11 protein-coding genes are annotated in these 12,417 nt (G+C 68.0%); 5 read left to right on the top strand and 6 right to left on the bottom strand.

Features of this window, described 5'->3' with window-relative positions; genetic code table 11:
- Positions 1 to 130 precede the first annotated feature (130 nt).
- The gene (locus tag HQ314_RS16595; protein WP_222650643.1) at positions 131 to 1,027 is read right to left on the bottom strand and encodes a hydroxymethylglutaryl-CoA lyase; all 897 of its coding nucleotides are present in this window, start codon (positions 1,025 to 1,027) and stop codon (positions 131 to 133) included.
- 137 nt (positions 1,028 to 1,164) lie between these two features.
- On the opposite strand from HQ314_RS16595, the gene HQ314_RS16590 reads away from it, so the two are divergent.
- Genes HQ314_RS16590 through HQ314_RS16570 form a run of 5 tightly spaced genes read left to right on the top strand, consistent with a single transcriptional unit; the run spans position 1,165 to position 7,688 of the window.
- Entirely contained in the window at positions 1,165 to 1,830 is a 666-nt protein-coding gene (locus tag HQ314_RS16590; protein ID WP_222650642.1) for a GntR family transcriptional regulator, read from the top strand.
- Positions 1,827 to 3,032, top strand: coding sequence for a CaiB/BaiF CoA-transferase family protein (locus HQ314_RS16585; protein ID WP_056443476.1), 1,206 nt, complete (start codon positions 1,827 to 1,829; stop codon positions 3,030 to 3,032). The genes HQ314_RS16590 and HQ314_RS16585 overlap by 4 nt, the downstream gene beginning before the upstream one ends.
- 38 nt (positions 3,033 to 3,070) lie before the next feature.
- The gene (locus tag HQ314_RS16580; protein ID WP_222650641.1) at positions 3,071 to 5,125 is read left to right on the top strand and encodes a hydantoinase/oxoprolinase family protein; all 2,055 of its coding nucleotides are present in this window, start codon (positions 3,071 to 3,073) and stop codon (positions 5,123 to 5,125) included.
- Positions 5,126 to 5,160: 35 nt separating this feature from the next.
- Positions 5,161 to 7,050 carry a hydantoinase B/oxoprolinase family protein gene (locus HQ314_RS16575; RefSeq protein WP_222650640.1) on the top strand — a complete coding sequence of 630 codons (1,890 nt, stop codon included), beginning with the start codon at positions 5,161 to 5,163 and terminating at the stop codon, positions 7,048 to 7,050.
- A complete protein-coding gene (locus HQ314_RS16570) occupies positions 7,047 to 7,688 on the top strand; it encodes an isochorismatase family protein (RefSeq protein WP_222650639.1) in 642 nt (213 codons plus the stop codon). Before HQ314_RS16575 ends, HQ314_RS16570 begins: the two co-directional genes overlap by 4 nt.
- Here the strand turns inward: HQ314_RS16570 and HQ314_RS16565 are convergent.
- Genes HQ314_RS16565 through HQ314_RS16545 form a run of 5 tightly spaced genes read right to left on the bottom strand, consistent with a single transcriptional unit; the run spans position 7,665 to position 12,404 of the window.
- A complete protein-coding gene (locus HQ314_RS16565; protein WP_222650638.1) occupies positions 7,665 to 8,696 on the bottom strand; it encodes a zinc-binding dehydrogenase in 1,032 nt (343 codons plus the stop codon). The two genes, HQ314_RS16570 and HQ314_RS16565, sit on opposite strands and share 24 nt — an antisense overlap.
- Positions 8,693 to 9,514 carry a phosphonate ABC transporter, permease protein PhnE gene (gene phnE / locus HQ314_RS16560; RefSeq protein ID WP_222650637.1) on the bottom strand — a complete coding sequence of 274 codons (822 nt, stop codon included), beginning with the start codon at positions 9,512 to 9,514 and terminating at the stop codon, positions 8,693 to 8,695. Before phnE ends, HQ314_RS16565 begins: the two co-directional genes overlap by 4 nt.
- The gene (locus HQ314_RS16555) at positions 9,511 to 10,311 is read right to left on the bottom strand and encodes a phosphonate ABC transporter ATP-binding protein (protein WP_222650636.1); all 801 of its coding nucleotides are present in this window, start codon (positions 10,309 to 10,311) and stop codon (positions 9,511 to 9,513) included. The genes phnE and HQ314_RS16555 overlap by 4 nt, the downstream gene beginning before the upstream one ends.
- Complete coding sequence (locus HQ314_RS16550) at positions 10,308 to 11,222, bottom strand: phosphate/phosphite/phosphonate ABC transporter substrate-binding protein (RefSeq protein WP_222646867.1); 915 nt, start codon at positions 11,220 to 11,222, stop codon at positions 10,308 to 10,310. Before HQ314_RS16550 ends, HQ314_RS16555 begins: the two co-directional genes overlap by 4 nt.
- 48 nt (positions 11,223 to 11,270) lie before the next feature.
- Positions 11,271 to 12,404, bottom strand: a complete 1,134-nt coding sequence (locus HQ314_RS16545; protein ID WP_222650635.1) for a TIGR03364 family FAD-dependent oxidoreductase — start codon at positions 12,402 to 12,404, stop codon at positions 11,271 to 11,273.
- Between the last annotated feature and the right edge of the window lie 13 nt (positions 12,405 to 12,417).

Raw genomic sequence — 12,417 nt, 5'->3', positions numbered from 1 at the left:
TCCGGCCTTCCCGAGTCACGGCCGGCCTCCGGCCTTCCCGCTTGCCTTTCGTGTTCCCGTAGGCGTTGCATCTACCGCGGGAACACGAAACGCCCGCGGGAACACGAGTCACGGCCGTCTTTCCCGCAGGTCACCGCGGAGGAAAGCCACCCGCACGCCCGAGGAACCCCGGCACGTCCTTGCCCAGCGCCGAGCCGAGCCAGGTCGCGGCGTCGACCAGCACGTCCATGCTCACTCCCGTCTCGACGCCGGAGCGGTCGAGCGCGTAGATCAGGTCCTCGGACGCGATGTTCCCGGTGGCGGCGGGTGCGAACGGGCACCCACCGAAGCCGCCGATGCTGGCGTCGAGGGCCTGCGCCCCCATCTCCAGTGCGGTCAGCGCGTTGGCGTAACCGGTGTTGCGCGTGTTGTGGAAGTGCCAGCGCTGCGGGATGTTCGGAGCGTTCCGGGTGGCCAGCTCCGCCAGGCGACGAACCTTCGCCGGCACTCCCACGCCGATGGTGTCGGCGAGGGCGATCTCGGCCGGTGAGAATTCGGCGATCCGCGCGACGAGTTCGCCGACTCGCACCGGATCCACCTCACCGCTGAACGGGCACCCGAACGATGCGGCGATGGTGACCGTGCCCGGCACGCCCGCAGTACGCGCATCCGTGATGATGTCGTGCGCCGCCGCCACCGCCTCGTCGACGGAGCACCCCTGGTTGCGCTTGCTGAACTCCTCCGTCGCGACGACCACGACGTTGACCTCGTCGACGCCGGCCGCCAGAGCGCGGTCGAGTCCACGTCGATTGAGCACCAACCCGATGTACGAGACGGAGCCGTCACGCGGGACGCCTGCCATGACCTCCTCGGCGCCGGCCATCTGCGGCACCCGCTTCGGGTTCACGAAGCTCACCGCCTCGATGCGCGTGGCACCCGAGGCGACGCTGCGCGTGATCAGTTCGATCTTGTCGTCGACGGAGAGGACAGCGTCCTCGTTCTGCAGTCCGTCACGGGGACCCACCTCGACAAGTTGCACCGCAGTCATGGGCCCATCCTGCGCCGACACGCCGTTGTATGCAATAGCGGATCGGAAACGAGAATTTAACGACGATTACCGGGACACGCCATCGTCATGGGCCTACATTGTGAACAATTCACCACCGACCACAGGGAGTCGCATCCATGGCGAGAGCCGTCGACCGCGTCTACGCGCACATCCGCGACAGCATCGTGTCCGGGACGTATGCGCCCGGTGCACGTCTCGGAGAGGTCGAGATCGCCGAACTCACCGAGACCAGCCGGACACCGGTGCGTGAGGCGCTGCGACAGCTCGAGATGGAGGGACTCGTCGAGGTTCTGCCGCATCGCGGGGCTCGGGTGTACCGGTGGACGGCGGACGACCTCGAGGAGATCTACGACCTGAGGATGACGCTCGAGGCCATGGCCGCGGCACGGGCGGCCTCACGTATCGGCGAGAAGGACGTCGACCGACTCGCCGAGCTGTGCGACCTCATGGAAACCGCGGCCGGGGACGGAGCGGATCAACGCCTGGACCTGATGGCGCAGCTCAACGACGAGTTCCACGCCATCGTGCGCACTGCCGCGGCCAGCACCCGCCTCATCTCGATGCTCGGAGCGGTGATCCAGCTGCCGTTGGTGATGCGCACCTTCCATCGCTATGCCCCCGTCGATCTCGCACGCAGTCACGCCCACCATCGCGACCTGGTCGCGGCTCTGCGCGCCGGCGACGAGACGTGGGCGGACTCGGTGATGCGCGCCCACGTCCGCGCCGCCAAACATGTTCTGCTCCAAGCCCTCACGACCGACCAGACGAAGGAGTCCTCATGAGCGAGGCCCCCACCGGCCCACTGTCCGATCTGCGTGTCGTGGAGATGGGTCAGCTTCTCGCCGGCCCCTTCTGCGGACAGTTGCTGGCCGACTTCGGCGCCGAGGTGATCAAACTCGAGCCGCCCGGCACCGGCGATCCGATGCGCCAGTGGGGTCGGGAGAAGCCGCACGGCAAGTCCCTGTGGTGGCCCGTCGTCGCGCGCGGCAAGAAGTCCGTGACCTGCAACCTGCGCAGCGCCGAGGGTCAGGACCTCGCCCGCCGGATCATCGCGGACGCCGACATCGTGGTGGAGAACTTCCGCCCCGGCACGATGGAGCGTTGGGGCCTCGGGTTCGACGCACTGCGGGAGATCAATCCGCGCCTCATCATGGCCAGGGTCACCGGGTACGGCCAGAACGGCCCCTACGCACCGCGGGCGGGCTTCGGGTCCATCGGCGAGGCCATGGGCGGAATCCGTTACGTCACCGGCAATCCCGAGATGCCGCCCTCTCGTACCGGTATCTCCCTCGGTGATTCACTGGCAGCCGTGTTCGCCACGATCGGCGTCCTCACCGCGCTGCATCACCGGGAGAACACCGGACGGGGGCAGCTCGTCGACTCGGCCATCTACGAAGCGGTGCTCGCCATGATGGAATCCCTGCTGCCCGAGTGGGAGATCGGCGGGTATCAGCGTGAGCGGACCGGCTCCGTGCTGCCGAACATCGCGCCCAGCAACGTCTATCCCACCCTGGGCGGCGAGATGATCCTCGTCGCGGCCAACCAGGATTCGGTGTTCGGCCGACTGGTCACCGCGATGGACCGGACCGACCTGATCGAGGACGCCCGCTACCGCGACCACGAGGCGCGCGGGAAGAACATGACCGAGCTCGACGACATCGTCGGGGCCTGGACGTCCGCCCTCGACACCGACACCGTGCTCGACCTCCTGCACGAGGCGGGCGTTCCCGCCGGCCGCATCTACACGGCGCGGGACATGTTCGACGATCCGCACTTCGCCGCGCGCGAGGCCATCGTGCGTCTGGCGCACCCGGACTTCGGCGAGATCCCCATGGCGAACGTCGCACCGAAGCTCAGCGACAGTCCCGGCTCGGTCCGGCACGCCGGACCCGAACTGGGAGAACACAACTCCGATATCTACGGACGACTCCTCGGAGTCACGGAATCCGACCGGGCGGCGCTCGCGGAGCGCGGCATCATCTGACCTTCGCTCCTCTCACCCTCACAGCACGGGAGAACACCATGCGTTATCGACTCGGCGTCGACGTCGGCGGCACCTTCACCGACGTCTTGCTTCTCGAGGAGACGACCGGCACCACCTTCAGAGCCAAGACACCGTCCACCCCTGCGGACCAGTCGATCGGTGTGCTCAACGGCATCGCGAAGGTCTGCGCGGAGGCCGAGATCGAGCCGTCGGAGATCGGGCAGGTTCTGCACGGCACCACGGTCGCGACCAACGCCATCCTGCAGGGACGTGGTGCGCGCGTCGGGCTCGTCACCACGGACGGGTTCCGCCAGGTGCTGCAGATCGCGCGCTCCTTCGTCCCGGGCGGGCTCGCGGGGTGGATCATCTGGCCCAAGCCGGAACCGCTCGCGGCGCTCGAGAACACCGTCGAGGTGGTCGGGCGACTGGCTGCCGACGGGTCGGAGATCACTCCTCTCGACGAGGAGCAGGCCCGCGCGCAACTGCGTCGACTGGCCGGTGCGGGCATCGAGGCGCTGACCATCTCGTTGATCAACTCGTATGCGAACAACTCGCACGAGAAGCAGGTCGCGGCCTGGGCGGAGAGCGAACTGCCCGGCATTCCGGTCTCCATCTCGAGCCAGGTGCTTCCCGAGATGCGCGAATACGAGCGCACTCTGACGACGGTGGCCAACAGCTACGTGCAGCCGGAGGTCTCCCGCTACGTGCGGAACCTCGACCGGTCGCTGCAGGACAAGGGCATCACGGCGCCGCTGTCGATCCTGCGCAGTGACGGTGGCCTGGTGCAGTCGGCCAAGGCGGCCGAGTCACCGGTGTCCCTGCTGCTGTCGGGCCCGGCGGGAGGCGTCACCGGCGCGGTGTGGTTCGCCGAGCAGGCCGGCTATTCCGACTTCCTGACCTTCGACATGGGCGGCACGTCGACGGACGTCGCACTGGTCCTCGGCGGTGAGCCGCGGATCGGTCGTGAGACCAAGGTCGGCGACCTCGCTGTGCGCGCCACCAGTGTGGACGTCCGGACGGTCGGCGCCGGCGGCGGGTCGATCGCCCATGTCCCCGAGCTCACGAAGGCGCTGCGGGTGGGTCCGCAGTCCGCGGGAGCCGACCCCGGGCCTGCGGCCTACGGCAACGGCGGCACGGAGCCGACGGTGACCGACGCCAACGTCGTGCTGGGGTACCTGCCTGCCGCCCTCGCGGGCGGTGAGGTGAGCCTCGACGTCGACGCGAGCAGGACGGCAGTGGCGACCATCGCCGACGCCATCGGGCTCGGCAGTCCCGAGGAAGCGGCGTCGGGCATCGTCGACATCGTCAACGAGAACATGTTCGGCGCACTCCGACTGGTGAGCGTGCAGCAGGGCTACGACCCCCGCGACTTCGCACTGGTGTCGTTCGGTGGCGCAGGTCCGCTGCACGCCAACGCACTCGGGCGTCTCACCGGCGCGTGGCCCGTCATCGTCCCGCCGTCGCCCGGCGTCCTCTGCGCCTACGGAGACGCCACCACCTGCGTCCGCGACGAGAGCGCTCGCACGATGATCCGTGCGTTCTCCGACACCGACGACGCCGAGCTGCGCACCGCCCTGGCGGAACTCGCGACGTCCGCGGCCGCACGACTGTCGGCCGAGGGCGTGCCCGCGGATCAGCAGACGGCGAAGTACCAGGTGGATCTCCGGTACCAGGGCCAGGGCTTCGAGATCCCCGTGGATCTCGACGCGAGCGCACTCGAGTCCGGCGATCTGCTGTCCACTCTGGGAACGGCATTCGACACCGAGCACGAGCGTCTCTTCTCGTTCCTGTTGAAGAACGAACGCGAGGTCATCAACCTGCGCGTCACGGTCAGCGGGCCGCGACCGGACGTGGCCTTCCAGCCGCTCGAGGAGGGCGGTGCGGATCCGTCGGCCGCACTGGTGTCCACGAACGACGTGTGGATGGACGGCGAGTACGCGAAGGCCGGCATCTACGACCGGGCGAAGTTGCTGGCAGGCAACGTCGTCGAGGGACCCGCCGTGATCACCGAGATGGACTCGACCACGTTGGTCCTCTCCGGTCACGCCGCGACGGTCCATTCCAGCGCCAGCCTTCTCATCGCTCCCCGCTGATCCCCTCTCGCCCGGAACTCATCTCAGGAGACCTGATGGCCACGATCATCGAGACCTCGACCACGCCCTTCACCACGGTTCCCGTGGATCCGATCACGCTCGACATCATCGAGAACGCGCTCCGCAACGCCCGATACGAGATGGACGAGGTGCTCTTCCGTACCGCACTCTCACCCGGTATCCGCGAGCAGCACGACGAGTTCCCGCTCATCGCCGATCCGAGCGGGAAGATGGTCGTCGGGCAGTTCGGTCTGTCCGTGCCCGACTTCCTCGACAATTTCAACGGCACCGTCGGTGAGGGCGACATCCTCCTCACCTCCGATCCGTACGCGTGCGGTGCCGCCATCAGCCACGCCAACGACTGGCTCATCGTGCTGCCGATCTTCCACAGCGGCCGCGTCGTCGGATGGTCGTCGATGTTCGGCCACATGTCCGACGTCGGCGGAAAGACCCCGTCGTCGATGCCCACCGACGCGCACACCATCTTCGAGGAGGGTGTCATCATCCCGCCCTTCAAGCTGTACAGCGAGGGGCAGCTCAACGAGACCGCGCTCGACATCATCCTCAACCAGGTCCGCAAGCCCGACTGGAACAGAGCCGATCTCAACGGCCTCGTCGCCGCGTGTTCGACGGCGTCCCGGCGCATCGTCGAGTTGTGCGACAGATTCGGTGTCGACGTCTACCTGTCCGCCCTCGACGCACTGCTGGACCGCAACTACCAGGCGATGAAGGTGCTGCTCGCGATGCTCTTCGTCGACGGTGAGACCATCGAGTTCAACGACTTCATCTGCGACGACGGATGTGGTTACGGACCTTACGAACTCGCGATCACACTGACCCGGCACGGCGAGAAGATCCACCTCGACTTCAGCAAGGCGGCGCCGCAGGCGGTCGGCCCGATCAACTACTTCATCAACGAGAACCTCGTCCGGATGTTCTTCGGGATCTACGTCATCACCGTGGCGGATCCGCAGATCCTCTGGAACGACGGCTTCTATCCGCTGATCGACGTCACCATTCCCGAGGACTCGTTCTGGAAACCGCGCTATCCCGCGGCGCTCAACGGCCGCAACCACGGCATCGGGCGGGTGTTCGACCTCTTCGGTGGGCTCCTGGGCAAGAACAATCCCGACATCCTCAACGCCGCCGGGTTCTCGTCGTCACCCCACTTCATGTACTCGGGCCACTACGACGGCGGACCGCGAGACGGTGAGTGGTTCCAGCTGTACTCCATCGGTTTCGGTGGCATCCCCGGCCGACCGATGGGTGACGGTCCGGACGGACATTCGCTGTGGCCGTCGTTCGTCAACATCCCCTGCGAGTACCTGGAGTCGTACTACCCGCTGCGCATCGAGCGGTGGGAGACGGTCACCGACACGGGCGGCGCCGGTCTGCATCGCGGCGGCAACGGCGTGGACGTGGCCTACTACTTCGAGGAGCCGGGCACCATCGCGATCCACGACGATCGCTGGCTCACCTATCCGTGGGGTGTGAACGGCGGCAAACCCGGTGCACGCGGACGCAAGTGGCTGATCCGCGCGTCGGGTGAGACGGAGATCCTCCCCAGCAAGATTCACGACGTCGAGGTGTCGCGGGGCGATGTGCTGCACTTCGTGACGTGGGGTGGCGGCGGCTGGGGCGACCCGCTGACGCGCGATCCCGAGCTGGTGGCGCTCGAGGTGCGTCGCGGCCTCGTCAGCGCCGACGGCGCTCTGACCGGCTACGGCGTCGTCTGCGACGCGGACGGTGTCATCGATGCCGACGCATCCGCGGGCCGACGCGAGAGCATGGCAGCCGAGCGGGGCGAGATCGAGGTGTTCGACAAGGGTCCGACCCTCGAGGTCATCCTCGAACGGTGCGAGGAGGAGACCGGTCTGCCGGCGCCACGTCCGCCCGTCAACGTGCGGAAGGCGGTGCGCGCGTGACGGACACGCTCGGGTCGTATCGCGAGTCGGGTTTCGCCGGCGATCTCGGACCGGGGCGCAGCGCGGCGGTACTGGTGGTCGACGTCGTGCAGGCGTACCTCGTCGACGGGTCGCCCCTGCGCGCTCCCGTGGAGGACGCCGTCGCCGCTGCCGCGACTCTCGTCGCGGCAGCCCGCGACGCCGGGGTACCGGTCGTGTTCACTCGCGTGAGCTATCAGGCCGGCGGCGCCGACGGTGGGCTGTTCATGCGGAAGATCCCCGCGCTGAGCGTGTTCGAGGAGGGCTCGGCGCTCGGCGACTTCCCGTCGGCCCCGCGGCCCGCAGCGGGCGAGACCGTCGTGACGAAGCAGTACGCGAGTGCCTTCTTCGGCACGTCGCTCGCCGCGACCCTCACCGCACGCGGTGTCGACACCCTCTACATCTGCGGCCTGACCACCAGTGGCTGCATCCGCGCCAGCGCCACCGACGCTCTGCAACACGGATTCCGGCCACTCGTGGTCGCGGACGCATGTGGTGATCGGGAGGCGGGGATGCACGAGTCGAACCTGCTCGACCTGCGTGCGAAGTACGCGGACGTTCTCACCCTCGACGAGGCGGTGGGGCACTGGGGACGGTCAGACGACGAGAGCGGTGCGTAACGAGGACGACGGCCCGGAGTCCTGGAACGCGCGACCGACGTCGGCCAGTGGGAGACACGGACCCACGAGGTCCGCGAGCAGCGTGGCGGCGGGTGTTCGTGCCAGGAAGGCGACCGCTTCCACGAGGTCGTCTCGTCGGTAGTTGTGGCTTCCCACCACGGTGATCAGTTCGCGCACCAGGCGTTCGGGATCGACGGACACGGGAGACGTCGGGAACACCGACCCGACCAGCGAGACTCGCCCGGCCATCGAGACGACGTCCAGTGCGGCACGCACCGACGACGGTGCCCCGGACATCTCGAACACGGCGTCGGCCCCGTTCGTCGCCGCGGCGTCCGCCAGATGTTCCGGGGCGCATCCGACGTCCGCGCCGAGCTCGCGTGCTGCCGCTCGTCGGTCCGCATCGGGATCGCACGCGACGATCGACGCGGCACCCCGGTCGCGGGCGTAGGCGATAGCCGTCAGGCCGAGCATCCCGCACCCGAGCACGACGACACGGTCACCCTCCCCCAGTCCGACCCGACGGACCGCATTGACGACGGTCGCGGTCGCACAGCCCGCCGGTGCGGCGAGTGCGGCGGGAAGGCGCTCGGGTACCACCACGGTGCCGGTTCCGGACACCAGATGAACGTGGGACGCGAAACCGCCGTTCAACATCCACGTCTCGGTCATGCGCTCGTGTCCGTACTTGCGTCCGTTCCGACACTTCTGCGGCACCCCGCCGGCACAGGGCCGGCACGCGCCGCATGCGGTCCCCACCGTCCAGACGATGCGGTCCCCCACGGCGACGCCGGCATCGCCGCGCACCTCGATCACGCGGCCGACCGACTCGTGGCCCAGCACCGTGGGCACCGGCGTTCGGCGATGCCCAGCGACGGTGTGGCGGTCGCTTCCGCACACGGTCGACATCTCCACCTCGACCAGAACGTCCCCGGGATCCAGTTCCGGCCGGGGCAGTTCGCGAATCGAGAATCTGTCACCCGACCAGACCGCGGCGATCGGCGTCATGCGCCCAACCGCGTGCGCACGGCGCCGCTCAGCAGATCGACGGCCACGACGAGGACCAGGACCATGAGGATGTACGTCATCATCTCGTCGAAGCGGAACAGTGAGATGGACTGATTGATCAGGAAGCCGATACCGCCGGCACCGACCAGTCCGAGCACGAGCGACGAACGGACGTTGACGTCCAAGCGGTACAGCAGAAGTCCGACGAACTGGGGAACGACGGTGGGGAGCACCACGTGCACCGCCACCTGGCTGCTCGATGCGCCGGACACCCGCAGCGCGTCGATCGGGCCCTCGTCCATCTCCTCCATCGCCTCGGACCACAGCTTCGCCATCACTCCCGTGTTGTGCAGGATGATCGCGAGTACGCCCGCGAACGGACCGAGACCGACGGCGGTGACGAAGATCAGAGCGAACACGATGTCCGGCACGGCCCGCAGGAACGACATCACTCCCCGCGAGGCCTGGTAGACGACAGCGTTGCGGTTGGTGGTGCGCGCACCGAGCACCGCCAGTGCGACCGAGAACGGAATCGAGAACGTCGTCCCGACGAGTCCGATCGCCAGGGTCACGAGGCAGGCCTCGATTCCGGGGCGCACCACCGTCGACCACGTGAAGTCGGGTGGCACAGCCGATTCGAGGAAGCGGACTATCCCTTCCCACCCACCGACGAGTGCGGACACCGAGACATCGGTCTCCTCGACGGCCCAGGCGTGCAGCAGTATCAGCCCGACGACGACGGCAGCGGTGGCGAGCACCACCAGTCGGCGGCGGGGCCGCGGCGGGACGGCCAGACGCCGGACAGTGAGGGTGGTCATCGATCCGAGTCCTTCTCGTCGAGTGCGATGTCGCCGGACCCGTACAGTGCCGCGACCGTGTCGTCGTCGAGGTCGTAGGCGGCGCAGGAGAATCCGACGCGACCCTGGTCCATTCCGACGATGCGATGACAGTGGCGGCGGGCGAGATCCGGTTGATGCAGGACGGCCGCGACAGCGATGCCGTCGGACGCGAGAGAGCGCAGGAGTTCCATGACCTGCATCGCCGACGCCGGATCCAACGCGGACACAGGCTCGTCCGCCAGCAGCACAGGAGCGCGCTGGCACAGCGCGCGAGCGATGGCCACACGTTGCTGCTGGCCGCCGGACAGTCGATCGGCCCTGTCGTGGGCACGGTCGGCGAGACCCACTCGATCGAGACAGCCCATCGCCTCCTCACGGAGCTCACGACCGAAGGCGAACGTCGACCACGATCGTCGCAGCGACAACCGCCCCAACGCGCCGGCGCAGACGTTGTCGAGAACCGATCGCCGCCCGACCAGGTGGATCTGCTGGAACACCATCGACGCGGTCGCGTCTCCCACGATGGTGACCGTTCCCGCGTCCATCTCGGTGAGACCGACGATGCACCGCAGCAGTGTGGACTTCCCGGATCCGTTGGAACCCAGGATGCCCACCACCTCGCCCGAGTGCACGTCGAGATCGATGCCGTGCAACACGGTCCGGTCACCGAACGAGGATCTGACGCCGCGCACCGTCAGTGCGGCAGCGCCGCCGGAACCCGGGGCGGCAAGCGGCGCTGTCACCGCCGGCGCCGATGTCGAGGTGGGTGCGCTCATCCCGCGTCCTCGGACGTCAGACCCAGCGTGGTCGCGAGATCGAACAGCGGCTGATATGTGCTCTTGTCGACCGGGAGGAGTTGTCCTGCGGGTTCGACGTCGAGGAGTGCTCCGGCCTCGGCGACCGCATCGGCGGGCAGATCGAGCAACGCGTCCGCGACCGCCTTCTGGAATTCCTCACTCGTGCCGCCGGCGACCGTGATGGGGTCGTTCGGAATCGGATCGGATGCCCAGACCTGCCGGAATTGCGAGGTGTCGAACTGGCCCTCGCCCGTGGACGTCGCCAACTGCTGGGAGTTGATCTCCGCTGCGTCGACCTTGCCGTTCGCCAGGGCGAGGAGGGCCTCCGGATGACCACCCGCGTAGGTGATCGAGACGTCGGAATCCTGCATGCCGCTGTCGCGCAGCGCCATCCGCGGAAGCGCATCACCCGAGGTCGACCCCGGCTCGGACAACGCGAGACTGCGGCCACGCAGATCCTCGATCGACTGGATGTCGGAGTCCTTCGGAACCCAGACGCCGGCCGTGTAGGTCGACAACACCCCGTCGGCGGTTCCGAACGACGCCAGCGGCCGCGCATCCGCCTCCTGGCTGGCGAAGACGTACCCGAGCGGACCGAAGACTCCCAGCTCGAGCTGCCCGTTGCGCATCGCGAGCACCTCCGCCGAGTAGTTGTCCACCACGGTCACCTCGACCGGGCAGTTCAGCTTCTCCGACAGGGCTTCTCCGACCACCTGGAAGGCCGGGGTGAGTTTCGCCGGATCCTCGAAAGGCTCCACGCCGAAGCGGATGGTGCCACCGGGGCAGGTCGGTGACGCATCCACCGCGTCACCACCCGAACCGCAGGCGCCGAGAGCGAGAGTGGTGACCGCGGCCGTGATGACGGCGGCGGTCGAACGGGACACGCGCATGGGAAGGTCTCCTGGTATGGGGGAAGCGTGGGTACGAGCGGGACGGGGTCAGAAGGAGTCGAGAACGGTCGGCGCCAGGCCGAATGCCGTGGTCATGCCGATGCCCGAGGTCACGGACACCACGCGTACGGCGGGCAACGGTGCAGCGGTGAGGAAGTCGGTGTCCGGACTACTGGCGTAGACACCCCGCCACCGCCGCAGGACGGTGAGGGGAGCGCCGAACAGGCGCGCGCCCTCACGGAGAAGAAGCTCGGCGTCGAACTCGTCGTCGAACGGGCTGTGTGTCCGGGCATGGTGGTGGGTGTCGCCGAGGACGACGGCGCCGTCCGGACGTTGGGTGAGCATGAGATTCATGACCACGTCGAGAAGTTCGGGCGAGTCCTCGGCGATCCGTCGCCGAACGAGTGCGGCGGACGGCATCGCCGACAGTCCGGCGTATCTCAGCATGGACAGGCCGGTCAGCACTGCCGGCTCGATCACGACACCGCCGGGTGCGGACACCTCCAGCATCTGAAGACGGCAGCGCTCCATTCCGATGCCCGCCGCGATGTCCGGGAACAGTCGATCCACGTCGTGTCCGACGGCGTGAACCACTGCGTCGCAGATTATCTCGCCGTGTGGAATGTGCACGGTCGCGCCGGCACCGCTCGACTCGATCGCCGTGACGTGCGTCGCCCAGCGGAACTGCACTCCCTCCGCGACGAGCCAGGAGGCGAGGGCGGGAATCGCTTCACGAGGATCGACTCGAAGATCGTGAGTGAACCGCGCGGCACCGGTGACGCCGGGGCGGTCGAAGGGCCCGGCGCAGACACCCATGTCGACCTGCTCGGTCCCGCGTTCGGCAGCGAACTCCTCGAGGACCGCGAGTTCGTCCGCCCCGCGAGCCACCACGAGAGTTCCGCACTCGCGGACTCCGAACCCGGCCTTGCTTCCCAGCGTCAGCCACCTCTCGCGCGCAGCGAGAGCGTAGGTCAGCGCGTCCCCTGCCTGTGCCGTCGTGCAGATGTGTCCGAAGTTCTGGATCGACGCTCCCACCGCGTGATCGTCTCGTTCGACGACCACGACGGACAGTCCGCGGAGCACCGCTTCCGCAGCGTGCGCCAATCCGACGATGCCGGCGCCGACGACGACGATGTCGGCACGGGACGGTGGAGGTGTCGATGGTTCTCGGGTCTCGGTCACGGCGACGACGTTG

The organism is Rhodococcus sp. BP-332, from assembly GCF_019836065.1.
GTDB lineage: Bacteria > Actinomycetota > Actinomycetes > Mycobacteriales > Mycobacteriaceae > Rhodococcoides.
Note: the sequence above shows the minus strand (reverse complement) of the source record. Positions and strands in the feature narration are given on the sequence as shown.

Excerpts from the sequence above, each read along its gene's own strand:
- HQ314_RS16595 (WP_222650643.1), bottom strand. The coding sequence starts at position 1,027 with ATGACTGCGGTGCAACTTGTCGAGGTGGGTCCCCGTGACGGACTGCAG.
- HQ314_RS16590 (WP_222650642.1), top strand. The coding sequence starts at position 1,165 with ATGGCGAGAGCCGTCGACCGCGTCTACGCGCACATCCGCGACAGCATC.
- HQ314_RS16585 (WP_056443476.1), top strand. The coding sequence starts at position 1,827 with ATGAGCGAGGCCCCCACCGGCCCACTGTCCGATCTGCGTGTCGTGGAG.
- HQ314_RS16580 (WP_222650641.1), top strand. The coding sequence starts at position 3,071 with ATGCGTTATCGACTCGGCGTCGACGTCGGCGGCACCTTCACCGACGTC.
- HQ314_RS16575 (WP_222650640.1), top strand. The coding sequence starts at position 5,161 with ATGGCCACGATCATCGAGACCTCGACCACGCCCTTCACCACGGTTCCC.
- HQ314_RS16565 (WP_222650638.1), bottom strand. The coding sequence starts at position 8,696 with ATGACGCCGATCGCCGCGGTCTGGTCGGGTGACAGATTCTCGATTCGC.
- phnE (WP_222650637.1), bottom strand. The coding sequence starts at position 9,514 with ATGACCACCCTCACTGTCCGGCGTCTGGCCGTCCCGCCGCGGCCCCGC.
- HQ314_RS16555 (WP_222650636.1), bottom strand. The coding sequence starts at position 10,311 with ATGAGCGCACCCACCTCGACATCGGCGCCGGCGGTGACAGCGCCGCTT.
- HQ314_RS16550 (WP_222646867.1), bottom strand. The coding sequence starts at position 11,222 with ATGCGCGTGTCCCGTTCGACCGCCGCCGTCATCACGGCCGCGGTCACC.